22 protein-coding genes and 1 tRNA gene are annotated in these 23,388 nt (G+C 69.2%); 4 read left to right on the top strand and 19 right to left on the bottom strand.

What is annotated here, in order from left to right:
- Window positions 1-21: 21 nt before the first annotated feature.
- Both ACTWQA_RS19920 and ACTWQA_RS19915 read right to left on the bottom strand, forming a co-directional pair.
- Window positions 22-1,161: a cystathionine gamma-synthase gene (locus ACTWQA_RS19920; RefSeq protein WP_443160675.1), complete on the bottom strand. Its 1,140-nt coding sequence runs from the start codon at window positions 1,159-1,161 to the stop codon at window positions 22-24.
- Between the two features lie 152 nt (window positions 1,162-1,313).
- On the bottom strand, window positions 1,314-1,514 hold the full coding sequence (locus tag ACTWQA_RS19915; RefSeq protein WP_443160674.1) for a hypothetical protein: 201 nt from the start codon (window positions 1,512-1,514) through the stop codon (window positions 1,314-1,316).
- A gap of 144 nt (window positions 1,515-1,658) precedes the next feature.
- Here ACTWQA_RS19915 and ACTWQA_RS19910 point away from each other — a divergent pair, with 144 nt between their 5' ends.
- A complete protein-coding gene (locus ACTWQA_RS19910; RefSeq protein ID WP_443160673.1) occupies window positions 1,659-2,831 on the top strand; it encodes a sensor histidine kinase in 1,173 nt (390 codons plus the stop codon).
- On the opposite strand, the gene ACTWQA_RS19905 is transcribed toward ACTWQA_RS19910, so the two are convergent.
- Window positions 2,828-4,198: a cystathionine beta-synthase gene (locus tag ACTWQA_RS19905; RefSeq protein ID WP_443160672.1), complete on the bottom strand. Its 1,371-nt coding sequence runs from the start codon at window positions 4,196-4,198 to the stop codon at window positions 2,828-2,830. The two genes, ACTWQA_RS19910 and ACTWQA_RS19905, sit on opposite strands and share 4 nt — an antisense overlap.
- A 129-nt stretch (window positions 4,199-4,327) precedes the next feature.
- Between ACTWQA_RS19905 and ACTWQA_RS19900 the strand changes: the two genes are divergently transcribed.
- The 3 genes from ACTWQA_RS19900 (at window position 4,328) to ACTWQA_RS19890 (ending at window position 8,067) form a co-directional block, all read left to right on the top strand.
- Window positions 4,328-5,311: an SGNH/GDSL hydrolase family protein gene (locus tag ACTWQA_RS19900; RefSeq protein WP_443160671.1), complete on the top strand. Its 984-nt coding sequence runs from the start codon at window positions 4,328-4,330 to the stop codon at window positions 5,309-5,311.
- A gap of 123 nt (window positions 5,312-5,434) precedes the next feature.
- Window positions 5,435-6,781 (top strand): PQQ-binding-like beta-propeller repeat protein, encoded by a 1,347-nt coding sequence (locus ACTWQA_RS19895; RefSeq protein WP_443160670.1) that lies wholly within the window; start codon window positions 5,435-5,437, stop codon window positions 6,779-6,781.
- 68 nt (window positions 6,782-6,849) lie between these two features.
- On the top strand, window positions 6,850-8,067 hold the full coding sequence (locus ACTWQA_RS19890; protein ID WP_443160669.1) for an acetyl-CoA C-acetyltransferase: 1,218 nt from the start codon (window positions 6,850-6,852) through the stop codon (window positions 8,065-8,067).
- 107 nt (window positions 8,068-8,174) lie between these two features.
- Here ACTWQA_RS19890 and ACTWQA_RS19885 read toward each other — a convergent pair whose 3' ends face one another.
- The 16 genes from ACTWQA_RS19885 to mfd all read right to left on the bottom strand — a co-directional run bounded on the left by ACTWQA_RS19885 (window position 8,175) and on the right by mfd (window position 23,328).
- Window positions 8,175-8,582, bottom strand: coding sequence for a PPOX class F420-dependent oxidoreductase (locus tag ACTWQA_RS19885; protein ID WP_327588757.1), 408 nt, complete (start codon window positions 8,580-8,582; stop codon window positions 8,175-8,177).
- Between the two features lie 53 nt (window positions 8,583-8,635).
- Window positions 8,636-8,869, bottom strand: a complete 234-nt coding sequence (locus ACTWQA_RS19880; RefSeq protein ID WP_305921033.1) for a DUF4287 domain-containing protein — start codon at window positions 8,867-8,869, stop codon at window positions 8,636-8,638.
- A gap of 168 nt (window positions 8,870-9,037) precedes the next feature.
- A complete protein-coding gene (locus ACTWQA_RS19875; protein ID WP_443160668.1) occupies window positions 9,038-9,838 on the bottom strand; it encodes a Bax inhibitor-1/YccA family protein in 801 nt (266 codons plus the stop codon).
- Between the two features lie 171 nt (window positions 9,839-10,009).
- Window positions 10,010-10,082, bottom strand: a tRNA-Leu gene (locus ACTWQA_RS19870).
- A gap of 49 nt (window positions 10,083-10,131) precedes the next feature.
- Window positions 10,132-10,626 carry a peptide deformylase gene (locus ACTWQA_RS19865; RefSeq protein ID WP_443160667.1) on the bottom strand — a complete coding sequence of 165 codons (495 nt, stop codon included), beginning with the start codon at window positions 10,624-10,626 and terminating at the stop codon, window positions 10,132-10,134.
- Between the two features lie 26 nt (window positions 10,627-10,652).
- On the bottom strand, window positions 10,653-11,165 hold the full coding sequence (locus ACTWQA_RS19860; RefSeq protein ID WP_305921035.1) for a glycine cleavage system protein R: 513 nt from the start codon (window positions 11,163-11,165) through the stop codon (window positions 10,653-10,655).
- A gap of 77 nt (window positions 11,166-11,242) precedes the next feature.
- Window positions 11,243-12,559 (bottom strand): NAD(P)/FAD-dependent oxidoreductase, encoded by a 1,317-nt coding sequence (locus ACTWQA_RS19855; RefSeq protein WP_443160666.1) that lies wholly within the window; start codon window positions 12,557-12,559, stop codon window positions 11,243-11,245.
- A gap of 95 nt (window positions 12,560-12,654) precedes the next feature.
- Entirely contained in the window at window positions 12,655-13,449 is a 795-nt protein-coding gene (locus tag ACTWQA_RS19850) for a uracil-DNA glycosylase (protein ID WP_443160665.1), read from the bottom strand.
- Window positions 13,450-13,627: 178 nt separating this feature from the next.
- Entirely contained in the window at window positions 13,628-14,734 is a 1,107-nt protein-coding gene (locus tag ACTWQA_RS19845; RefSeq protein WP_443160664.1) for a hypothetical protein, read from the bottom strand.
- 174 nt (window positions 14,735-14,908) lie between these two features.
- Entirely contained in the window at window positions 14,909-15,856 is a 948-nt protein-coding gene (locus ACTWQA_RS19840) for a Ppx/GppA phosphatase family protein (RefSeq protein ID WP_327588753.1), read from the bottom strand.
- Window positions 15,847-16,335, bottom strand: a complete 489-nt coding sequence (locus ACTWQA_RS19835; protein ID WP_327588752.1) for a DUF501 domain-containing protein — start codon at window positions 16,333-16,335, stop codon at window positions 15,847-15,849. Before ACTWQA_RS19835 ends, ACTWQA_RS19840 begins: the two co-directional genes overlap by 10 nt.
- Entirely contained in the window at window positions 16,325-16,741 is a 417-nt protein-coding gene (locus ACTWQA_RS19830; RefSeq protein WP_443160663.1) for an FtsB family cell division protein, read from the bottom strand. Before ACTWQA_RS19830 ends, ACTWQA_RS19835 begins: the two co-directional genes overlap by 11 nt.
- Before the next feature lie 68 nt (window positions 16,742-16,809).
- Window positions 16,810-18,087 carry a phosphopyruvate hydratase gene (gene eno / locus ACTWQA_RS19825; protein WP_443160662.1) on the bottom strand — a complete coding sequence of 426 codons (1,278 nt, stop codon included), beginning with the start codon at window positions 18,085-18,087 and terminating at the stop codon, window positions 16,810-16,812.
- A gap of 137 nt (window positions 18,088-18,224) precedes the next feature.
- Window positions 18,225-19,151, bottom strand: coding sequence for a MazG family protein (locus ACTWQA_RS19820; RefSeq protein WP_443160661.1), 927 nt, complete (start codon window positions 19,149-19,151; stop codon window positions 18,225-18,227).
- A 3-nt stretch (window positions 19,152-19,154) separates the two neighbouring features.
- Window positions 19,155-19,808 carry a hypothetical protein gene (locus tag ACTWQA_RS19815; protein ID WP_443160660.1) on the bottom strand — a complete coding sequence of 218 codons (654 nt, stop codon included), beginning with the start codon at window positions 19,806-19,808 and terminating at the stop codon, window positions 19,155-19,157.
- Between the two features lie 31 nt (window positions 19,809-19,839).
- Entirely contained in the window at window positions 19,840-23,328 is a 3,489-nt protein-coding gene (gene mfd, locus ACTWQA_RS19810) for a transcription-repair coupling factor (protein ID WP_443160659.1), read from the bottom strand.
- Between the last annotated feature and the right edge of the window lie 60 nt (window positions 23,329-23,388).

The following is a 23,388-nucleotide window of genomic DNA, read 5'->3' as shown; positions in this document are numbered from 1 at the left end:
CGGGGCCAGGGATCAGCGTCCTCAGGCCAGCGCCTGGGTGAGGTCGGCGAGCAGGTCGTCGACGGTCTCGATGCCGACCGACAGCCGCACCAGGTCGGCGGGCACCTCCAGCGGCGACCCCGCCGCCGACGCGTGGGTCATCCTGCCGGGGTGCTCGATGAGCGACTCGACACCGCCGAGCGACTCGCCCAGCGTGAACAGCTTCGCCCGGTTGCACACCTCCACGGCCGCCGCCTCACCACCGGCGACGCGGAACGACACCATGCCCCCGAACCGCTTCATCTGCTTGGCCGCCACCTCGTGCCCCGGGTGCTCGGCCAGCCCGGGATAGAGCACCTCGGTCACGCGCGGGTGCGCCAGCAGCAGGTCGACGACGCGTTCGGCGTTGTCGCAGTGGCGGTCCATGCGCACGCCCAGGGTCTTGAGCCCGCGCAGCGTCAGCCAGGCGTCGAACGGCCCGGCCACCGCGCCCATCGCGTTCTGGTGGTAGGCCAGCTCCTCGCCGAGCCCGGCGTCCGCCGCGATCAGCGCACCGCCGACCACGTCGGAGTGCCCGCCCACGTATTTGGTCGTGGAGTGCACGACGACGTCCGCCCCCAACGCGAGGGGCTGCTGGAGATACGGCGACGCGAACGTGTTGTCCACCACCAGCAACGCCCCGTTGTCGTGGGCCATCTGGGCGAGCGCCGCGATGTCGGCGATGCCGAGCAGCGGGTTGGTGGGGGTCTCGACCCAGACCACCTTGGTCTTCTGCGTCATGGCCGTGGCCACGGCGTCGAGGTTGTGCAGCGGGACCGGGTCGTAGTGGAGGTCCCACCGCTCGTGGACCTTGGCGAACAGCCGGTACGTCCCGCCGTACGCGTCGTTCGGGATGATCACGTGGTCCTGCGGCTTGCACACCGTACGCAGGAAGGTGTCCTCGGCGGCCAGCCCCGAGGCGAACGCGAGCCCGCGCGCTCCCCCCTCCACAGCGGCCAGCGCCTGCTCGAGCGCGGTCCTGGTGGGGTTGGCCGAGCGACTGTACTCATATCCCGAACGCAGGCCGCCCACGCCGTCCTGCTTGTAGGTGGACGTGGCGTAGATCGGCGGCACGACCGCACCGGTCAGCGGGTCGGGCTCTTGACCTGCGTGGATGGCCAGGGTCTCAAAACCGTTGCTCATAGAGGCAACGTTAACGGAAGACCACCCGGGCTCCGGTCCCCACCGTACGGCCCGCGGTCCGCTCCCCAACGGACCACGGGCCGCGGGTGCGGGCGCCGTCCCCCAACGACCGCCCGCGAGGCTCGCGCACCATGCCCGCGCGAGCCGGATCCTCAGGCGGCCTTGGGCTCGTGCAGCTCTTCCCCGCTCGACCTGGGCGCCAGCCGTACGAGCGACTCATATGGATCGGCCTTGACGAACCGACCGCGGCCGCCCTCCGCGGGCTCCCCGTTGATGCGGGAGAGCAGCACCGGGTCGGCCAGCGCGAGCAGCACCCCGACGACCAGTCCGACTCCCAGCAGTGCTAACCCCATGGCAACCATCTCTGTCCCCTTTCCGACATATCCAGCATCCGCGATCTCCCTGGCCACCGCCTCCGCTGAAGGGTGGGTCTGCGGACGGCCGACTCGGCCGAACGGTTGATTCGACGTGTCCGACTTCCGGCCTAGGCTCGGGCCGTGCGTGATTCCAAGCGGCTCGTTTACTGGATCCGGAGGCTGAGCGAGATCGCGATGCTCGGCTGGCTGGGCATGATGCTCATGCTCGATCTCGTGCTGGCCGCCGTCATCGGGGGCTTCCAGTGGCTCGTCCCGATCTGCGGCGCGTGCGGCATCGCGGCCGTGGTGCTGCGGCGCAAGCATCGCCTGAACGGGTTCGGCATCATGCTGGCGCTGTCGTTCGGCATCTCCCTCACGATCGGCGGCGGCGGCTTCGACGGCTCGCCCGGCATGGCGGAGACCGGGTCGCTGCTCATCCTGACCATCGGCGTGCTGCGGCACGTGGAGCCGGTACGGCGGGCGGCCGTGCTGGCCTGCGTCGGGCTGGTCGTCCTGATGACCGAGGGGATCGCGCGCGACTACCAGAGCGCAGGGCTGGCGCTGTCGTTCGTGTTGTTCGCGGGATGGTCGATGGCCGCGGGCATCGGCGGCTACCTCCGCTTCCAGCAGGAGCGCCGTGTGGAGGCGGTGCATTCGGTACGGCGGGCGGAGCGGCTGGAACTGGCCAGGGAACTGCACGACCTGGTCGCCCACTACATCACCGGCATCGTGGTCCAGGCCCAGGCCGCGCGTACGGTGGCCGAGACCCGGCCGGACGCGGTGGCGCCCGCGCTCGACGCGATCGCCACGGCCGGGTCCGAGGCGCTGACCTCGATGCGGCGCATGGTGGCGGTGCTGCGTACCGAGGACGACGCGGCCCGCAAGCCCGGCACCACGCTGGGCGATCTACGCCTCCTGACCGACCGGTTCTCGGCCGACGGGCCCAAGGTGGCCTTCGAGATCGGGCAGGGACTGGACGATCGCACGCTGCCGCCCGAGGTCATGACCACCCTGCACCGGGTGCTGCAGGAGTCGCTCACGAACGTCCGCAAGCACGCCTCTCGCTCCGCCTGGGTGGAGGCGGATTTACGGAGGCACGAGAAGGTCGTGGTCCTGCGGGTGCGGAACTTCGGGTCCTCCGCGTCAGATCCCCGGGTTGCCCGCCTTGGTGGCGGGTTCGGTCTCGTCGGCATGGCCGAGCGCGTGGAGGCGCTGGGCGGCCGGCTCTACGCCGGCCCGTCCCGAGAGGGCGCTTGGGAGGTGGTCGCCGAGTTCCCACTCCCCCAAGCCGGGCCCTCGCAGCCCAACCTCTAGTGATTGGCCAGGAAGGCAAGCAGGTCCTGCCGGGTGATCAGCCCGGCGGGCTTGCCCTCTTCCAGCACGACGGCCGCATCGGCCTTCTCCAGCGCTTCGACCGCACGGGAAACAGGCTCGCCACTGCCGATCGTGGGGAGCGGCGCGGACATGTGATCGGCGATCGGGTCGTCGGAGGAGAGCCTGCCGTGGTAGAGCGCCTCGAGCAGGTCGCGCTCGACGATGGAGCCGACGACCTCGGCCGCCATGACCGGCGGCTCCTCCTTCATCACCGGCAGCTGGGACACGGAGTATTCACGCATGATCGCGATGGCCGTGCTCACGGACTCGTGGGGGTGCGCGTGCACGAACTCGGGCATCGTCCGCCCCTTGCGTGCCAGCACGTCGCCGACCAGACCCTCCTCGGAGGATTCGATCAGGAAGCCGTAGTCGGCCATCCAGTCGTCGTTGAAGATCTTCGACAGGTAGCCGCGGCCGCCGTCCGGCAGCAGCACGACGACCACGTCGTCCTTGCCCGCCTTGGCCGCCACCTGCAGCGCCGCCACGACCGCCATCCCGCACGAGCCGCCGACCAGCAGCCCCTCCTCGCGGGCGAGCCGGCGGGTCATGTTGAAGGAGTCCTTGTCGGACACCGCGATGATCTCGTCGCAGATCGTGGTGTCGTACGTGTCCGGCCAGATGTCCTCGCCGACGCCCTCGACCAGGTAGGGCCGCCCCGAGCCGCCGGAGTAGACCGAGCCCACGGGGTCCGCGCCGATGATCTTCACCCGGCCGTCGGAGACGTCCTTGAGGTAACGGCCCGCGCCGCTGATCGTGCCGCCGGTGCCGATGCCCGCCACGAAGTGCGTGACCCGGCCCTCGGTGTCCTGCCAGACCTCGGGACCCGTCGATTGGTAGTGGGAGTCGGGGTTGTTGACGTTGGTGTATTGGTTGGGCTTCCAGGCGTTGGGCACCTCGCGGGCCAGCCGGTCCGAGACCGAGTAGTAGGAGTCAGGGTGGTCGGGGGAGACGGCGGTCGGGCAGACCACGACCTCCGCCCCGTACGCACGCAGCACCGCGATCTTGTCCTGGGCCACCTTGTCCGGCACCACGAACAGGCACCGGTAACCCCTCTGCTGGGCCACGATGGCCAGGCCCACGCCGGTGTTGCCGGACGTCGGCTCGACGATGACGCCGCCGGGGCGCAGCTCGCCCGACTTCTCGGCGGCCTCGATCATGCGGAGGGCGATGCGGTCCTTGACCGAGCCCCCCGGATTGAAGTACTCGACCTTGGCGAGCACCTGGGCGGGCAGTCCCGCGGAAACCTTGTGCAGCCGAACCAGCGGGGTGTTGCCCATGAGATCGACCAGGGAATCGTAAACGCGCACCGAGGTGTTCACCTTCTTTGCCAAAGCTTGATCAGCTTGCCTGTGGCCGAGATCCAGTGGGGGTGGCAGGCCCTCGGCTAGTTTTTCAAGCAAACGCTACCGCTGAGTTCGACCGGGGAGGGCACGCAGGTGGTCTGGCCAGCTGGGATGGCTCGCGCGGCACGCAAGATCGCTACTGCGGCGGCGCTCGGAGGAGGCGGGCTGACGGCGCTCGGCGCCACGGCGTACGCGCTGCTGATCGCCGAAGGACTGCTCGCACGCAAGGCCATCGGTCAGCCACACGGGCTGGACGGCCCGCCGTCGGACGGCGAGTACGGCGACTTTCCCGGAGAGCCGCTCCAACTGGCCATGCTCGGCGACTCCACGGCCGTCGGCCTCGGCATGACCGACCCGGCCGACACTCCCGGCGTGTTGCTCGCGGGCGGCCTGGCCGAGGTCTCCGAGCGCCCGGTGCGCCTGCTCGTCGCCGCCAAGTCGGGCACGCCGTCGGCCGAGCTGGGCGATCAGGTGGACCAGGCCCTGGCCATGGAGCCCGACGTGGCGGTGATCTTCGTGGGGGCCAACGACATCATCACGCAGACGCCGCCCGCGATCGCCGTACGTCATCTGACCAAGGCCGTGCGGCGGCTGCGGGACGCGGGGGTCGAGGTGGTCGTGGGCACCTGCCCGGACCTCGGGACGGTACGGCCGATCTCGCAGCCGCTGCGCTGGGTGGCGCGGCGCTGGAGCCGTCAGCTGGCGGCGGCGCAGACGGTGGCGGTAGTGGATGCGGGCGGGCGTACCGTGGCGTTCGCCGACGTCCTGGGCCCGGAGTTCGCGACAAATCCGACAGAAATGTTCGGACCGGATGGTTTCCATCCATCTGCCCGAGGTTACGCGCAGGCCGCTCACGCGGTGCTACCTTCAGTGTGCGCTGCGTTGGGGCTGTGGCCTGAGCCGCGCCCCGCGCGCGGCGAGGCACTGCAACCGATCTACCTTGCGGCGGCTACGGCCGCGGAGGAGCCCGGCACCGAGGTCACCGCGACCCAGGTCGACGGGCGGACGACGGGCCTGCACGGGAAGTGGGCGTCGTTGTTCCGCCGACGGCCAGGCGAGCGGCTCAACGAGTCCTGACCCCCAAAGAGGATTCGGCGGGCCCGACCTCGGCTCAGGCTTGGCGAGCGGTCGACGACGCCCAGCCACGGTCACCCTCCGCGCCCGGGTCGTCGCTATACGTCCCTTTGGAGGGAATTGCCCGTGCTCCGGCCCCTCTGGAAACCGTCCATCGCCCTCGCCGGAACCCTGGCCGCCGCCGCCTGCTCCGGCAGCGACGCGGCCACCACCGACACGTTCCCGACCTGGCACAACACCCAAGTCAACGCGGTCAGCCGCATGGCGGTGGCCGGCGGGGTCGTCGCCACGACCTCCATGAAGTCCGACGGCACGCTGGAGACCGTCGCGATCGGCCTGCGCGACGGCAGGCGTCTGTGGGCCTACCCCGCCACGATGGCGGGCCGCCTGCCCGGGATGGGTGTCTCCGCCCCCGCCATCGTGGAGACGGCCGCGGACGAGGGCGTGATCGTCGCGCTCGACCCAGGCAAGAAATCCCCTTGGAACGCCACCCTCATCGCCCGCGACGCTCACTCCGGGGTGCAGAAGTGGACCAGGCCGGTGCATTCGACGTTCGGGCCGCAGCGCTGCGGCCCCTACATCTGCCTGTCCGAACACACGGCCCTGGCCAAAGCCCGCATGGTGGTGCTCGACCCGGCCACGGGGAAACAGCTGTGGAAACTGCCCGGGATCTCCGAGGTCGAATGGTCCGACCCGGCCCGGGTGCTGCTGCTCAGGCTGTCCGCCAACCCCATGATCGAGTCGTACGAGCTCAAGACCGGCAAGCTGCGGTGGCAGCAGCCGATCGAGCAGGCCCTCGGGCCCGGCGTCGACCTGTCGGGAGGCTGGGCGTTCGGCGCGGCGGGTGACAACCTGGTCGGCTACGTCGCCCCCTACACCAACCCGCAGACGAAGAAGATCTCCACTTTCGGGTTGTTCTCCGTCAAGATCGCCGACGGGGCGATCAACTGGATCCGGCCCTCGGTCGTCCGCGTCTATCCCAGCGGCAACCCCGGCTACGCCCCGGTCGTGCGCCCCGTCGACCGGCAGGGCGCCTACGGCGGCTTCGCCCGCCTCGACTCCGGGTCCGGCCGGGTGCTCGGGCAGATCACCGCCTCCGACGTGCCGGGCTCGGGCTGGTGGCTGGCCTTCCCCGACCGGATGGACAAGCTGGGCTTCCTCCAGCACAACACCAAGGGGACGGCCTTCGACCTGGTCTCGGGCAAGGCCGTGCCGGCGGAGAAGGAGCACGGCTGGTCCTTCTGCGTCACCGACCCCAAGCCGCTGGCGCTGCGCGGTCAGCCTCCGGGCTTCTACTCGACCGCGGCCCTCTGCGAGTACGACCTCGGCACCGGCAAGCGGATCTCCCCCGCGAGCGCGCCGCCGCCGTGGTTCACCGGCAGTCAGGACGGGTGGCGGCTCTGGCGGGACGAGAAGGGGGCGCTGCATGCCGTGAACGACCAGACGGCGCCCGCGCCGGGCATGTACGGCTGACCACCTGACAGTGCTTTTCCGTAGGACTGGAATATAGTTCTACTATTAGCGCCGACAAAGGAGGGGCCATGCCCGAGGCAGTCATCGTCGCAACCGCGCGTTCCCCCATCGGACGAGCCTTCAAGGGATCGCTGAAGGAGATCAGGCCCGACGATCTGACCGTGCAGATGATCAAGGCGGCGCTGGCCAAGGTGCCCCAGCTCGACCCCCACACGATCGACGACATCATGCTGGGGTGCGGCCTGCCGGGCGGCGAGCAGGGCTTCAACATGGCGCGGGTGGTGTCCGTCATGCTCGGCCTGGACGACGTGCCCGGCACCACCGTGACGCGCTACTGCTCCTCGTCGCTGCAGACCACGCGGATGGCCTTCCACGCGATCAAGGCGGGCGAGGGCGACGTGTTCGTGTCCGCCGGGGTGGAGACCGTCTCGCGCTTCACCAAGGGCAATTCCGACTCGCTGCCCGACACCCACAACCCGATTTTCCTGGACGCGCTGGCCCGTACCAAGAAGTTCGGCGAAGGCGGGCAGACCTGGCATGACCCGCGCGAGGACGGGACCATCCCGGATATCTACATCGCGATGGGGCAGACCGCCGAGAACCTCGCGCAGCTCAAGGGCGTCACCCGTCAGGAGCAGGACGAGTTCGGGGTACGGTCCCAGAACCTGGCCGAGAAGGCGCTGGCCGACGGGTTCTGGGCCAAGGACATCACACCCGCGACCATGCCCGACGGGACCGTGGTCAGCAAGGACGACGGGCCGCGGGCGGGCACCACCTACGAGAAGGTCGCCACCCTGCAGCCGGTCTTCCGGCCTGACGGCACCGTCACGGCCGGCAACTGCTGCCCGCTCAACGACGGGGCGGCCGCCGTGATCGTGATGAGCGACGTCAAGGCCGCCGAGCTGGGGATCACGCCGCTCGCCCGGATCGTGTCCACCGGGGTGTCCGCGCTGTCGCCCGAGATCATGGGATTGGGACCGGTGGAGGCCAGCCGGCAGGCGCTGTCGCGGGCGGGCATGGCCATCGAGGACGTCGATCTGGTCGAGATCAACGAGGCCTTCGCCGCTCAGGTGATCCCGTCGTATCTGGAGCTGGGGATCGACCTGGGTCGGCTCAATGTGAACGGAGGGGCGATCGCCGTGGGGCATCCGTTCGGGATGACCGGGGCGCGCATCACGTCCACACTGGTCAACAGCCTCCAGCACCACGACAAGAGCATCGGGCTCGAGACGATGTGCGTCGGCGGCGGCCAGGGGATGGCGATGCTCCTCGAGCGTCTCTCTTAGATTGCATGCGCGCCCCCGGCACCGGGGGCGCGGCCCCCGGCCGGCAGGGCGCGCCCGGGTCCGGCACCGGTGGGCGTCGGCGTGCCGGCGCCCACCGGGAAGGCGCGTTACCCGTGGTGGTCCGGGCCGGCGTGGATCGGCGTGACGCGGAGGATGACCCGGCGGTCGCGGATCATGGCGGCGCGGTAGTCGTCCCAGTCCGGGTGCTCGCCGGAGATGTTGCGATAGTAGGAAACCAGGTGGTCCATCGCCTCGGGGAGCGAGATGATGTCGGCCGTGCCGTCCACTTGGATCCACTCGCCGTAGAAGGCGTTCGTGAAGACGCACAGCGACACGTGCGGGTCGCGGCGGGCGTTGCGGACCTTGACCGCCGTCTCCCTGGTGCTGATGACGATGCGGCCGTCTTCAACCCCGGCCGTCACTGGCGACATCTGCGGGCGCCCATCGTGATGCCGGGTGAGCAGGACGGCGTTGTGGTTGGCGCGAAGAAAGGCGAGAGCCTTGTCGAGATCCATCCCCTCATGATGACGCGCCCGCGCTTGGGACGCGGGCGCGGGGATGGGTGGGCTTAGATGAAGCCCATGCGGTTACGGCGCTGCCGCTCGTGTTCGAGGACGATCGCGGCGGCGTAGCCGTGGGTCAGCCCGTGCTCGTCGGCAAGCCAGTTGGCCCGCTCGTCGCACCGTAGGAAGCTCGGGCCGTTGTCAAGTGCTTGAAACCACTCTGGGAGTTCGCGTCCCGTGATGGTCGGGACCCTGGCGATGAGCTTCGTCTGCATCTCCGGTGAGTGGTTCAAGGACATGGGCACCTCCGCGGATAAAGGTCCTTTGCTTGACAGTGCAACACGTCCGTCCGAATGGCAAGCCCCAAGCCAGGCATCATTTAGTGACGTCACGTAGATTTTCGGTCGCACAAAGAGAGGGCCCCACCTGAACGGTGGGGCCCTCCGTGGTTACGCTCGCGTTAACGATCAGTCACTGCTGCTGAAATAGCTGACGAAGCGCAGGATCTCGAGGTAGATCCAGACCAGGCTGAGCGTCAGCCCGAACACGCACTGCCAGGCGAACTTCTCCGGAGCGCCCTGCTTGACCCCCTGCTCGATGGAGTCGAAGTCGAGCAGCAGGAAGAAGCAGCCGATGAGGATCATCGCGATGCTGAAGATCCAGCCGAGCGGGCTGTCCGTGCGCAGACCGAGCCCGACGCCGTTGAAGAGGCCGACGAGCAGGTTGACGAGGATCAGCCCGACCGCGGCGATCGCCGCGGCGATGCCGTACTTCACCAGCTTGGGTGTCACGCGGATGACGCGCAGGGTGTAAACGGTCAGCACGGCGCCGAAGGCGAATGCCGTGCCGAGCACCGCCTGCAGCACGATGCTGCCGCTGCCTCCGTAGAAGCTATCGAAGAGGCGGCTGATCGTGCCGAGGAACACGCCCTCGAACGCCGCGTAGGCCAGGATGAGCACCGGGTTGGTGCTCTGCGTGAACGAGGCGATCAACCCGAGGATCATCGCGACGATGGCGGCGCCGATCGCGACCGCCGGCGGGACATTCAGCACCCATGCCGCGGCGGCGGCAGCGACGAGGGTGCCGAGGGTGATGAACCCGCGCACCACGACGTCGTCGAGGGTCATGGTCCGGTATGCGGGCCGGCTCGGTGGTGCGTACGACGGGGAGTCGTACATGTTCTGCAGCTGGTCGGGAGACGGGGTGGGTCCCGCCCAACCCCCCGCCTGCTGACGTGACCTGCTGAATACGGGGTTCTTGCTCTCCATCGCTGCCTCCTGTGTCACCGAGCCTAAGGGGCTCGGTGGCACCTTGGTCAACTCGCGCTCAGATCGATGTCCATTTGGGACGTCGGCAGCGTTGACAACGAACGTGGCCACCAGGGAGTTCCCAAGGTCATGCGGCCTATGGAAAACGGATTTCCAATGGTAGAGGGCAGGTGCCCCCGGCGGGATTCGAACCCGCACTACAACCCTTTTAAGGGGTTTGCCTCTGCCATTGGGCTACGGGGGCGCCGCAATCATACGAAACGGACCATGCTTCCGAGGAGCACAACTTCGTATCAGGCGTCACAACTGTGAAGTCTGCGGTGAAGTGATAGGGCTCGGGGGACTCTGTCCAAGAAGAGTAGACCGTCCAGATGGTCCAGTTGGTGCTGAATGCAACGGGCTTCGAGGGCATCAGCTTCGATGGTGACTGCCTCGCCCGTGCCTGGCAAATGCCCACGTAGGGTGATACGCGTAGCTCGCAGGACGTCGGCCGTGAGCCCCGCGATCGAGGCGCACCCCTCCCGTCCATGATCCCAATGGGACGCTCTGGCGAGGCGTGGATTGGCCACCACGAGCTCTCCAGCCGACGATCGGCCGCGAGGGTGGGCCCGGGTATCAAAGGCGATCAGGCGCAGCCTCAGGCCGATCTGAGGGCCTGCCAGGCCGGTTGTGGACGGCTTGTGGCGGAGGGTGGCCAGCAGATCGGCGGCGGCCGCCACAACGTCGGGGTCCGTCGGGTCCACCGGCTCGGCCACGGCGGACAGGATCGGGTGGGGAGCGCTGAGCACCTCGCGCGGCGTCCCCCGGAGTCTATTCACATCAGGTCCGGTTCCACGGGGCGGAAGGTGATCTCCGAGTCCAGGCTGGCGCCGACGGCCGCCAGCCTGCGCATGAGCGCCGCCACGTCCACCTCCTTCGGCAGCTCGACGTCGGCGATGAGCACGTACAGCCGCCCGGAGAGCCGAGTGCTCATGCCGGTGATGTTCCCGCCGTCCGCGGCCAGCACAGCGCTGATGCCCGAGATGATCCCGGGCCGGTCGGGGCCGTGCACGGTCAGCACGTAGCCGAGCCCGCCCCCGTCCTCGCAGAAGTGGCGCCTGGCCTCGATGGCCGAGGCGGTCACCACCAGATCGGGCGCCCGCAGCCGCTTGAGCAGCTCGGCGGAGTCCAGGTCGCCGGAGACCAGGAGCATCATCGCCACGTGGCCGCCGAGCAGCGTCATGGTCGAGTCCTGGATGTTCGCCCCGCAGTCGGTGAGCGAACCGGTGACTGCGGCGATCACGCCGGGCCTGTCCACGCCGAGCACCGTCACCGCTGAGAGCCCCACCCGTGCAACCCCTTCCGTTTGCTGCAGGGGCGCCGAGACGCCCCGGCGACGATCACCGGGGCGCTGCCGTACCAGGGCTAGCGGCGCATCGTCGCGACGGCGGCCCTGAAGTCCTCGCGCGGGTGCTCCATCTCACCCAGCGAGATCGTCTCTCGCTTGAAGAACAGAGCCAGGGTCCAGTCGACGACGACACGGACCTTGCGATTCAGCGTCGGCACCCGCGACAGATGGTAGGTGCGGTGCATGAACCACGCAGGGAATCCGCGAAGCTTGACTCCATAGACATTGGCGACGCCCTGATGCAGACCCAATCCGGCCACCGATCCGACATACTTGTGCCGGTATTCGACCAGTTGCTGTCCGCGCAGGTGCCGGATGATGTTGTCGGCCAGCACCTTGGCCTGCCGGACCGCGTGCTGGGCGTTGGGCGCGCAGTATTGTCCCGGGTTCGTCACGTCGGGCACCCCCGCCGCGTCGCCGGCGGCGAAGGCGTCCTGCGTTCCCGCCACGGTGAGCATGGTCGTGGTCTTGATGCGGCCGCGCTCGTCGAGGGGCAGGTCGCCTTCCTTGACCACCGGGCTGGGCTTGACGCCCGCGGTCCACACGAGGGTCTCCGCGTCGAACTCCGAGCCGTCGGAGAGCACCACGCGCCCGCCCTCGCACGACTCGAGCCGGGTCTCGAGCTTGACGTCGATGCCGCGCTCGCGCAGCTGCTCCAGCGTCCACTTGCCCATCTCGGGGCCGACCTCGGGCAGCACCCGGTTCGTGGCCTCGACGAGCACCCAGCGGATGTCGGACGGCTCGATGTTGCGGTAGTAACGCACCGAGTCCTTGGCCATGTCCTCGAGCTCGGCGAGCGCCTCCACGCCCGCGAAGCCCGCGCCGACCACCACGAACGTGAGCGCCCTGCGCTTCACCTCGGGGTCGTCGGTGGACTCGGCCACATCGAGCAGGTGCAGGACGCGGTTGCGCAGCGCGATGGCCTCGCCCACGGTCTTGAAGCCGATGCCGATGTCGGTCAGGCCGGGGATGGGCAGCGTACGGGAGATCGACCCGGCGGCCATCACGATCACGTCGTAGGCGATCTGACGCGGTTCGCCCTCGGGCGGCTGGAAGGTGACGACGCGCTCGGCGTGGTCGACCTTGGTGACCATGCCGTTGAGTATGCGCGCCCTCGGCAGGATCCGCCGCAGAGGGGCCACCAGGTGCCGGGGCGACAGGTTACCCGCGGCCGCCTCAGGCAAGAAGGGCTGGTAGGTCATGTAGGACTGGGGGTCGATGATCGTGACGCGCACCTCGCCACCGCGGAGCTCGCGATGGAGCTTGCGCTGCAGCCGGAGCGCTGTGTACAGGCCGACGTATCCGCCACCGACGATCAATATGTGCTTGTTCATCCTGAGGCCCCATCCCTCGTGGAATGCTTGTGAAAGCATTCACAAGCTTACGTCAACCATGCTCGACGAATCCAATCCGGGTGTGGTGCAACGCGTCACACAGCCAGTGACCTGGCCCTGGTGAACACGTCGTCCAGCATCTGGGCGGTGACGCGGCCGGTGAAGGTGTTCTGCTGGCTGGGGTGGTAGCAGCCGATCAGCGTGACGGGGGCGCCGGCGTAGCGGGCCTCGGCCTCGACGCCGTGCCCGAAGGGCGGCCGGCTGCGCGGCAGCTCGTAGCCCGCGTCCTTCAGCGCCGGCCACATGGCCTGCCAGGCGTACGCGCCGAGCGCCACGACCACGCGCACGGTCGGCGCGACCAGCGCCAGCTCCCGGGCCATCCACGGGAAACAGGTGCTCTTCTCCGAAGGCGAGGGCTTGTTGGCAGGCGGCGCGCAGCGCACCGAGGCGAGCACCCGCGCGCCGAGGAGCTTCTGCCCGTCGCCGGCGTGCGTGCTGGTCTCCTGCGCCGCCAGGCCGCTGCGATAGAGCGAGGCGAACAACCAGTCGCCGCTGCGGTCGCCCGTGAAGATCCGCCCGGTCCTGTTTCCCCCGTGCGCGGCCGGGGCGAGGCCGACAATCACGATCCGCGGGTGCTCGTCGCCCCAGCCGGGGACCGGACGGCCCCAGTAGGTCTCGGTCGTGAACGCGCGGCGCTTTTCCTCGGCGACCTTCTCCCGCCATTCCACCAGACGGGGACAGGCGCGGCAGACCGACTGCCTGGCCGTGAGCTCGGCGAGCGTACTGCTGGTGGCGGCGAGGCGGCGCACGTCCGCGGGGTCGAGCGCGACCGGGGTGTCAGCGGTCGCGGGATCGCCGGGCCATCCGGTGCCAGGAGGTACGAAGCTCATGACATCGATGGTGTCACCTGCTCCGGGCAGGGTTGGGCGTGGCCGGCAGGCAGGCCCTGGGCGCCGAGGGCGTCTCCTCAGGCAGTGGCAACGAGAAAACCGGGTGGACGCACCGAGGCGCCACCCGGTTGTTACTCGCTCAAACCCTCATTCACGGCTTCGCCGTGGCGAACGGGTCTTAGGCGGGAGCCGGGACGTCGCACGCAGCGTACTTCTGCGTGATCGTTTCGGCGTTGTTCGGCCCGGTGACCGTCAGTGCGACGTCGCCGCCCTTGATGGCGTCACCGGTCAGCGGGAGTTCGGAGAGCGTGACGGTCTGCGACCCAGCGCTGCCGAACACGGTCTCACCCTTGGCCACGGACGTGCCGTTCACCGACCAGGTCCACTGGACCTTCCCGGCACCGGTCGTGCTGACCGTGGCATGGGCGCCCACCTTGCAGCCGTCGTGGTTGGTGGCGGTCACCAGAGAGGAGGCCGACACCTTCGTGACGGGAGCGGGGGCCGGGTCCTTGCACCAGACCTTGTAGTAGGCCCGGTTCGAGGAGACGTGGTCCGGACGGAGGACCTCCAGCTGCGCCCAGCCGCGGTGGCTGTCACGCGGGGAGAGGCCGAAGCCGACCTTGCGGGCGTGGTAGACCTTCACCTTGCCGTAGTCCACGACGTCACCGTTGAGCACCCAGCGGTACTTGACCCAGCTCGGCTCGTCGACCTTGATCAGGCCGGTGAAGTCGATCTTGTCGCCCGGGGTGCACTCGCCGACGTACGTGTCGGGGTTGGCCCAAGCGCGGGCCGACACCGACGGGGCCGACGGCACGTGAATGTCGACCTTGGGCTCTTCGGCCGGCTTCTCACAGGAGACGGCGAAGTAGCCCTTCTTCGACGTGTACTTCTTCGGACCGAGGACCTGAACGGCCTCCCAGCCCTTGACGTCTTCCTTGAAGGTGATGGACTGCTTGACCGTCACCGTCTTGGTGCCCTTGCCCGTGAGCTTGATCACCTTGACCTTGCTCTTGGACCCGTCCCCGTGCAGCCAGCGGTAGGCCAGCTCGGTCTTGCCCTTGACGGACACCTTGATCTTGGCCGAGAAGTTGACCTTGACCGGGCAGGAACCTTCGTACTTGCCCGGAGTGGCCTTGGGCGCGGAGGCCGAGACCTTCGGCCCGCCCTTGGCCGCGGTCGCCGCCTGCGCGGGGCCGGCGGCCAGGCCCGCGGTCAGGGCGGCCAGCGCGGCGACCGACGCGCCGAACGCCGCCGCCTTGCGCGCTGCTAACCCAGCGAACTTCATCTGAGAGTGCTCCATTCCGTGAGGGAAAAGACGCGCTCGGGAACGGTCGCCACGCAGGCACCATCCGTGCACAGCGATATGGCAAAGCCCCCGTAATGCCCCTTTACCTAAGCACAATAATGATTGCACACTCAACACACGACGTAGATCGGAAATGTCCGGATTAGGCCGCATCTATCGCGTCAGTGACCAGGCAATACCGTCAAGGATGTCGTGTTCGCTCACGACGACCTGCGAAAACGCGAAACGACGCACGATCCGGTCAAGAATTAGCGCACCAGCGCCAATCACGTCAACTCTTCCCGGGTGCATGACCGAAACGGCGGCGCGCTCACCATGGGTCATCGCGAGCAACCGCCGCGTCACGTCGTGAACCTGCCCGGCCGATATGCGGGAGTGGTGGATCCGCGCCGGATCGTAGGCCGGCAGGTCCAGCGCCACGCCCGCGACGGTCGTCACCGAACCGGCCAGGCCCACGAGCGTGTGCGCCCGCTCGACCGGCACCTCCGCCTCGACCTGATCGAGCGCCGCCTCGATGTCGGCCACCACGGCCTCCAGCGCGGGCGCGGACGGCGGGTCGCCGGCGTCCTTGAGATGCCGCTCGGTCAGGCGTACGCAGCCGATGTCCACTGACAGCGCCGCCTCGGCGTGCTCGGTGCCGAGCACGAACTCCGTGGACCCGCCGCCGATGTCCACCACCAGGTAGGGCGGCAGCGGCCCCTGCGGGACCTCGGTCTCCGGCGACAGCCTGAGCAGGCCCTTGGTCGCGCCGACGAAGGACAACTCGGCTTCCTCGGCGCCCGACACGACCTCCGGCTCCACGCCGAAGATCTCCCGCACCCCGTCCACGAACTCCTGCCGGTTGGCCGCGTCCCTGGTGGCGCTCGTGGCCACGACCCGGGTCGCGACGGCGCCCTCCCGCTCGATCAGCTCGCGGTAGGTCCGCATGGCCTTGAACGTGCGCTCCAAGGCGTCAGGGGCGAGCCTGCCGGTCCGGTCGACGCCCTGGCCGAGGCGGACGATCTCCATCCGCCGGTCGACGTCGTCGATCAGCTCGTCGCCGACGTCGGCGATGAGCAGGCGTACGGAGTTGGTACCGCAGTCGACGGCGGCTACACGCATGGTCCGTCACTCCACCAGTCGGGGAGGGCGTCGAGCGCCTCCCTGCCGAACGGGTTGACCCCGGGCGCCGCCAGCTCGTGCGCGACCAGGGCGTGCAGGCACTTGACCCGCTGCGGCATGCCGCCCGTGCTCTGCATGTCGCGCGGGAGCGGCGCCATGCCCTCTTCCTTCGCCGCCGTGTCACGCCTGGCCACGTAGTCGTCGTGCGCGGCCTGGTAGGCGGCGGCCAGATCGGGCTCGGTGGCCAGTCTGGCCTGCATCTCCCGCATCAGGCCGGAACCCTCCAGGGTGCCGATGGCCGAGGCCGCCTTGGGGCAGGTCAGGTAGTAGAGGGTCGGGAAGGGCGAGCCGTCGGGCAACCGCGGCGCGGTCTCCACCACGTCGGGGTTGCCGCACGGGCAGCGGTGCGCCACCCCGCGCAGCCCTCGGGGCGGGCGCCCGAGCTGCTTCTGCACGACCTCGACGTCTTTACTTTCCAACACTGTCCTTCCCGGTGACTGCCCTGCGTCCGGTGCCGTTGTCGGCGGCCTCCACGGACTCCCAGAGCGTCTGGTACCACGGCGGCACCGTCGCGGCCTGCTTGACGGCCGCCTGCTCCTTGCCCTGCTCGGGCTCCATCACCACGAAGCACTTCTCGCCGGGACCGCAGTAATGCAGCCGCTCCTTGGCCGTCTTCTTGATCCAGTTGGGGTCGTTGCTCTGCCGGTCGCGGGCCAGCAGCGCCTGCTTCTCCGCCTCGACCCTGGCCTTGTCCGCCTGCAGTTCGGAAATGCTGCGGCGCAGGCTGATGTATTCCCGCACAGGGTAGGCCAGGCTCATCGCGATCGCGCACACCACCACGGCCAGGATGGCGGCCCGCCCGGTCAGCTGCGGTCTCTTGGCCACTTGCTGCACCCCCCCTTCGAGATACGGCTCGCGGCGGGTTCCAGGGTTGCCGCGAGCCGTATTCGAAACTAGCGCCGGAAACGCGGGAAAGCGGCGCGACCCGCGTAACGGGCGGCGTCGTCGAGGAGCTCCTCGATGCGCAGCAGCTGGTTGTACTTCGCCACGCGGTCCGAGCGGGCCGGCGCGCCGGTCTTGATCTGGCCGCAGTTGACCGCCACGGCGAGGTCGGCGATCGTCGTGTCCTCGGTCTCGCCGGAGCGGTGGCTCATCATGCACTTGTAGCCGCTGCGGTGGGCCAGGTCCACGGCGTCGAGCGTCTCCGACAGCGTGCCGATCTGGTTGACCTTGACCAGCAGGGCATTGGCCGCGCCCTCCTTGATGCCGCGCTCCAGCCGCTCGGGGTTGGTGACGAACAGGTCGTCGCCGACGAGCTGCACCTTGTCGCCGAGGGAGGTGGTGATGGCCTTCCAGCCCTCCCAGTCCTCCTCGTTGAGCGGGTCCTCGATGGAGACCAGCGGGTAGTTGGCGACCAGATCCTCGTAGAAGGCGATGAGCTCGGCGGCCGACAGGCCCTTGCCGTCGATCGTGTAGACGCCGTCGTTGTGGAACTCGGAGGCGGCCACGTCGAGCGCGAGCGCGATGTCCTCGCCCGGCACGTAGCCGGCGCGCTCGATCGCGACGAGGATCAGGTCGAGCGCGTCGCGGTTGGACGGCAGGTTGGGCGCGAAGCCGCCCTCGTCGCCCAGGCCGGTGGCGTAGCCCTTCTCCTTGAGCACGCTCTTGAGCGCGTGGTAGACCTCGGTGCCCATGCGCACGGCCTCGCGGAACGTCTCCGCCCCGATCGGCGCGATCATGAACTCCTGGATGTCGACGTTGGTGTCGGCGTGGGCGCCGCCGTTGAGGATGTTCATCATCGGGACCGGCAGCACATGCGCGTTGGGCCCGCCCACGTAGCGGAAGAGCGGCAGCTCGGCGCTGTCCGCGGCGGCCTTCGCGACCGCCAGCGAGACGCCCAGGATGGCGTTGGCGCCGAGGTTGGCCTTGTTGGGCGTGCGGTCCAGATCGATCATGATCTGGTCGATGATGCGCTGGTCCTCGGCCTCGATGCCGTTGATCTCCTCGAAGATCTGGTCGGTCACGGCGAGCACGGCCTTCTCGACGCCCTTGCCGCCGTAACGCTTGCCGCCGTCACGCAGCTCGACCGCCTCGAACTGGCCGGTGGACGCCCCGCTGGGCACGGCCGCGCGGCCGCTGCTGCCGTCGTCGAGGACCACTTCGACCTCGACGGTCGGGTTGCCGCGGGAGTCGAGGATCTCGCGAGCGTAAACGACCTCGATGGTAGCCACGGGATGCGCTCCTAAATCGAAAGGCAATATGCCTTCAGAGCCTATCGGTCCCCGTCTCCCACACACGTCGCTGGTCGGCCGCTAGTCGGTCGCTGGTCGCGTATCGCGGGGACTTCGTCGGGTGGTAACCCGCCGTACTAGTGCTTTTCCCACGCATGTACGCGGTCTCGGTAGGTGCGGGCGGCGGCGCGTAGCTCGGCCTCGGCGTCGATTCCGGCGTCGCCGGCGCGGCGCACCAGGTCGAACAGCTCTCGCGCCACGCCCTGCCCGACCCCTGCGGACAGCGCCTCGGGCGCGCCCGCCCGCCCGGCCCTGCGCAGCAGCTGCGCGGCCAGCGACAGCGCCGGCTGCCCCATGGGAACGCCGTCGAGCGCCGACTCGCGCCCCTTGGACGCGCGCTCGGCCGCCTTGATCGCCTCCCAGTTGTCGTTGACCTCGTCGGCGCTCTCGGCCCGCACCGAGCCGAACACGTGGGGATGGCGGCGCACCAGCTTCTCCACGATCCCGGCCGCCACGTCGTCCATGTCGAAGCCCTCGGCCACCCGGGCGTGGAAGACCACCTGCAGCAGCAGGTCGCCCAGCTCCTCGCGCAGCGCGGGATAGTCGCCCTGCTCGATGGTCTCCAGCACCTCGTAGGCCTCTTCGAGCAGGTAGGGCACCAGCGACTCGTGGGTCTGCTTACGGTCCCACGGGCATTCCGTACGCAGCCGGTCCATCACCGCGACCAGGTCCAGCACCCGCGCGCCCGGCAGATCGTACGAGCCCGGCACCACCTCGATCAGCGGCGGTTCCTCGAGCGCGACGGCGGCGTGCCCCACGGCGCGCATGAACTCCTCGTCATCCTCGGCCAGCCACACGACGGTCTCGGCGACCGCCCGCGCGGCCAGCCCCCGCGGGTCCGGCTCGACGACCTCGACCTCGATCCCGGCCTCGGCCAGATAGGGCAGCTGAGGGTGCGCGGCGGAGCCGGTCAGCACGGGGCCCGAGCGCAGCGCCTGCCAGGCCTGGTGGCTCAGCAGGCCCGGCGCGACCCTGGGCGAGGAGGTGACGAGGATCAGCGGCATCGGCTATCCCTGCGGTTGCTGCTGCGGTTGCTGCTGCTGTGGCGGAGTGAGCTTGCCGAACCTGCCGGTGTCGACGAACATCGCCGGGTTCTCTTGCGAGCGCTGCGGGTTGAGCACGCCGTAGCGCGGGCTGAAGACCGGCTGGAACGCGCTGAACTCCTGGAGGAGCCGCTGCTGCCCGCTCTCGCCGCCGAACTGCTGCTGCAACTTCGCCACGCCGACCACCACCCGGCCGTATTCGCGCGCGTTTTGGGGCGCGACGCCGCTGAACAGCAGTCTGAGCTCAGCGGAGGGGTATTGGCCGGGATCCTTGAGCGCGTTGTCGATCTCCGTCTGGCTCACCTGCACGTTGTAACGCGCCATGAGCTGCCTGAACGCGCTGACCTCAACCATGTTGCGCAGCACGAGCTGGCTGGCCGACGTGCCTTGCAGCGCGGCCTGTTCCAGAGTGGTGCCGGCGAGGGCGGCCTTCGTCTGCTCGTCCAGCTTGGCGTTCCTCAGCGCAGTGACGTAGACCTGTGTGTTCTCGTTCACCTGGCTTGCGGAGATGCGCTCGTTCCCGACCACGGCCGCGGCACCGGCGTGCATGGGCGAGGAGCAGGCGGTCAGCGTCATGCCCACCGCCGCGGCGGCCACAGCCACTCGTATCGACTTCACGTACGTGTCCCTTTCGACCGAAAAACCGCCGCTAGCTTACCCGTGCGGGCTCGAGGAACATCGCCTCGACCAGGTCGCCGCACCATTTGAGCAGATCGAGATCCCGCAACGGCTGCCCGCCCAGCGGCTTGGTCTTGGGTATCGGCACCAGCAACGTCTCCGCGGCCTGCTTGTAGATGGCCTTCTTGTAGAGCCGGTCCAGGCGCACCTGCTGCGACTCCCTCAACCTGGCCGGGCCGAACTTGATGTTCTGTCCCTGCAGCGTGACGTCCGTGAGCCCGGCCCGGCGGGCCTTGATCCGGAACTTGGCCACCTCCAGCAGGTTGTCCACCTCCACCGGCGGCTTGCCGTAGCGGTCGATGAGCTCCTCGCGCACCTCGTCGATGTCGCTCTCCCCGGCGATGGCCGCGATCCGCTTGTACGCCTCCAGCCGCAGCCGCTCGGAGGTGACGTAGTCGTGCGGGATGTGGGCGTTGATCGGCAGCTCGACCTTGACGTCGGGCACCTCCTCGCGCACTTCCCTGCCGTCGAGCTTGGCCTTCTGCTCCTGCACGGCCTCGGCCATCAGCCGCACGTAGAGGTCGAACCCGACGCCCGCGATGAAACCGGACTGCTCGGCGCCGAGCACGTTGCCCGCGCCGCGGATCTCCAGGTCCTTCATCGCGACGTACATGCCCGCGCCCATCTCGGTGTGCTGCGAGATGGTGGCCAGGCGCTCGTGCGCGGTCTCGGTCAGCGGCTTCTCCGGCGGATAGAGGAAGTAGGCGTACCCGCGCTCCCTGCCGCGCCCGACCCGGCCCCTGAGCTGGTGCAGCTGCGACAGGCCGTAGTTGTCGGCCCGGTCCACGATCAGCGTGTTGGCGTTGGGCACGTCGAGGCCGGACTCGACGATCGTGGTGGAGACCAGCAGGTCGTACTCCCGCTCCCAGAAACCCACCATGATCTTCTCGAGCTGGTGCTCGTTCATCTGTCCGTGCGCCACCGCGATGCGGGCCTCGGGGACCAGCTCACGCAGCCGCGCGGCGACCCTGTTGATCGAGGCCACCCGGTTGTGCACGAAGAAGATCTGGCCGTCGCGCATCAGCTCGCGCCTGATCGCCGCGCCGATCTGCTTCTCCTCGTACGGCCCCACGAACGTGAGGATCGGGTGCCGCTCCTCCGGCGGCGTGAGGATCGTCGACATCTCGCGGATGCCGGTCAGGCCCATCTCCAGCGTGCGCGGGATCGGCGTGGCCGACATGGCCAGCACGTCCACCTGCGTGCGCAGGTGCTTCATGGCCTCCTTGTGCTCGACGCCGAACCGCTGCTCCTCGTCGATGATGATCAGGCCCAGGTCCTTGAAGCGCACCTCGGGGCTGAGCAGCCGGTGCGTGCCGATCACCACGTCCACCGCGCCCGACCTGAGCCCTTCCAGGGTGCCCTTGACCTCACCGTCGGTCTGGAAGCGGGAGACCGGCTTGAGCGTGACGGGGAAGCTGGAGAACCGCTCGGTGAACGTCGACATGTGCTGCTGCACCAGCAGCGTCGTCGGCACCAGCACCGCGACCTGCTTGCCGTCCTGCACGGCCTTGAACGCCGCCCGCACCGCGATCTCGGTCTTGCCGTAGCCCACGTCGCCGCAGATCAGCCGGTCCATCGGCACGCCGCGCTCCATGTCGCGCTTGACCTCGTCGATGGCCGCGAGCTGGTCGCCGGTCTCGGCGTAGGGGAAGGCGTCCTCCATCTCCCGCTGCCACGGCGAGTCGTCGGCGAACGGGTGGCCGGGCGAGGCCATGCGGGCCGAGTAGAGCCTGATCAGCTCGCCGGCGATCTCCTTGACCGCCTTCTTCGCCCGGGACTTGGCCTTGGCCCAGTCGGTGCCGCCCATGCGGTTGAGCGTGGGCGCCTCGCCGCCGACGTAGCGGGTGACCTCGTCGAGCTGGTCGGTGGGCACGTAGAGGCGGTCGCCCTTGGCGTATTCGATGACCAGGTATTCGCGGGTGGCGCCCTGCACCGTGCGCTGCACCATCTCGACGTAGCGGCCCACGCCGTGCTGCTCGTGCACCACGTGGTCGCCGACCTTGAGCTGGAGCGGATCGACCATGTTGCGGCGGCGCGAGGGCAGACGCCGCATGTCCTTGGTGGACGCCTTCTGCCCGACCAGGTCCAGGTGAGTGAGCACGGCCAGGCTGGGCGTGACGAACCCGTGCTCGATCAGGCCGGTCGTCACGTGCACGACCTTGGGCTCGGGCGCCTTGTCCAGGAACTGCTGGAGCCTGGCCGGCACGTCCACGCCCTTGAGCAGCTCCACCATGCGCTCGGCGGGCCCGTGGCCCTCGCTGAGCAGGACGACCGCCTTCTCGTCGGCGAGCCAGCCCTTGATGTCGGCCAGCGCCTTGGCCGTGTCGCCGCGGTAGGCCTCGCAGTCCTGCGCGTCCAGCTCCACCCCGCCGCCGAAGGGCGCCATCGTCCACCACGGCTGCCCGAGCGCGTCGGCGTGGTCGCGGATCTCCTCCAGCGAGCGGAACGCAGCCGCGCCCAGGTCGATCGGCGCCTCGCCGCCGGCCGCCGCGTTGATCCAGGAGGCCTCCAGGAACTCCTGCGAGGTGCGTACGAGCTCCTCGGCCCGTCCCCTGATCCGCTCGGGATCGCAGACGAACACGCCCGACCTGACCGGCAGGTGGTCGAGCAGCAGGTCCATCTCCCCGGCCAGCACGGGCGCGAACGCCTCCATGCCCTCCACGGGCGTGCCGTCGGCGAGCTGGTCGAGCACCTCGGCCAGCGCAGGGTGCTCCTCGGCAAGCTCCCGTGCCTTGGCCCTGACCTCGTCGGTCAGCAGCAGCTCACGGCACGGCGGCGCGAACAGCCCGTCCTCGGCCGCCTCCAGCGAGCGCTGGTCGGCCACCTTGAACCAGCGGATCTCCTCGACCGTGTCGCCCCAGAACTCCAGCCGCAGCGGATGCTCCTCGGTCGGCGGGAACACGTCGAGCAGCCCGCCGCGCACGGCCACCTCGCCGCGCTTCTCCACCATGTCCACCCGGTGGTAACCGTTGGTGACGAGCCGGTCCACGACGCCTTCGAGGTCGGCGTCGTCACCCGCGCGCAACCTGATCGGCTCCAGGTCGCCCAGGCCCTTCACGATCGGCTGCAGCAGCGCCCTGACCGGCGTCACGATCACGCTGAGCGGCCCGGCCGCGGTGTCGCCCTTGACCGGGTGGGCGAGCCTCCTGAGCACGGCCAGCCGCTGCCCCACGGTGTCGCTGCGCGGCGAGAGCCGCTCGTGCGGCAGCGTCTCCCACGCCGGGAACACCGCCACGGAGTTGGGCTCGATCAGGCTGGTCAGCGCCGAGGCGAGGTCTTCGGCCTCACGCCCGGTCGCGGTGATCGCGAGCACGGTCCGCTGGTCGTGCGCGGCCAGCGCCGCCACGCCGAACGGCCGCAGCGCGGACGGCGCGATCAGAGAGACGTCGCCGCCCTCTTCGAGCGCGGCGGTCAGTTTCGGGTCAGCACGAACAAGGTCAAGCAGTCCGGAAAGACTCATCAGATACGCCCACAGCCCCAGAAAGCGGCAACACGACTACCCCCGGCCGTCTCAGGTCGC

This window comes from Nonomuraea sp. 10N515B, from assembly GCF_052245915.1.
GTDB lineage: Bacteria > Actinomycetota > Actinomycetes > Streptosporangiales > Streptosporangiaceae > Nonomuraea.
Note: the sequence above shows the minus strand (reverse complement) of the source record. Positions and strands in the feature narration are given on the sequence as shown.

Bases quoted from the DNA above. Each gene is read 5' to 3' on its own strand.
- ACTWQA_RS19840 (WP_327588753.1), bottom strand. From the start codon at position 15,856: ATGCGTGTAGCCGCCGTCGACTGCGGTACCAACTCCGTACGCCTGCTC.
- ACTWQA_RS19845 (WP_443160664.1), bottom strand. From the start codon at position 14,734: ATGAAGTTCGCTGGGTTAGCAGCGCGCAAGGCGGCGGCGTTCGGCGCG.
- ACTWQA_RS19820 (WP_443160661.1), bottom strand. From the start codon at position 19,151: ATGCCGCTGATCCTCGTCACCTCCTCGCCCAGGGTCGCGCCGGGCCTG.
- ACTWQA_RS19890 (WP_443160669.1), top strand. From the start codon at position 6,850: ATGCCCGAGGCAGTCATCGTCGCAACCGCGCGTTCCCCCATCGGACGA.
- ACTWQA_RS19880 (WP_305921033.1), bottom strand. From the start codon at position 8,869: ATGTCCTTGAACCACTCACCGGAGATGCAGACGAAGCTCATCGCCAGG.
- ACTWQA_RS19850 (WP_443160665.1), bottom strand. From the start codon at position 13,449: ATGAGCTTCGTACCTCCTGGCACCGGATGGCCCGGCGATCCCGCGACC.
- ACTWQA_RS19885 (WP_327588757.1), bottom strand. From the start codon at position 8,582: ATGGATCTCGACAAGGCTCTCGCCTTTCTTCGCGCCAACCACAACGCC.
- ACTWQA_RS19855 (WP_443160666.1), bottom strand. From the start codon at position 12,559: ATGAACAAGCACATATTGATCGTCGGTGGCGGATACGTCGGCCTGTAC.
- ACTWQA_RS19915 (WP_443160674.1), bottom strand. From the start codon at position 1,514: ATGGGGTTAGCACTGCTGGGAGTCGGACTGGTCGTCGGGGTGCTGCTC.
- ACTWQA_RS19875 (WP_443160668.1), bottom strand. From the start codon at position 9,838: ATGGAGAGCAAGAACCCCGTATTCAGCAGGTCACGTCAGCAGGCGGGG.
- ACTWQA_RS19920 (WP_443160675.1), bottom strand. From the start codon at position 1,161: ATGAGCAACGGTTTTGAGACCCTGGCCATCCACGCAGGTCAAGAGCCC.
- mfd (WP_443160659.1), bottom strand. From the start codon at position 23,328: ATGAGTCTTTCCGGACTGCTTGACCTTGTTCGTGCTGACCCGAAACTG.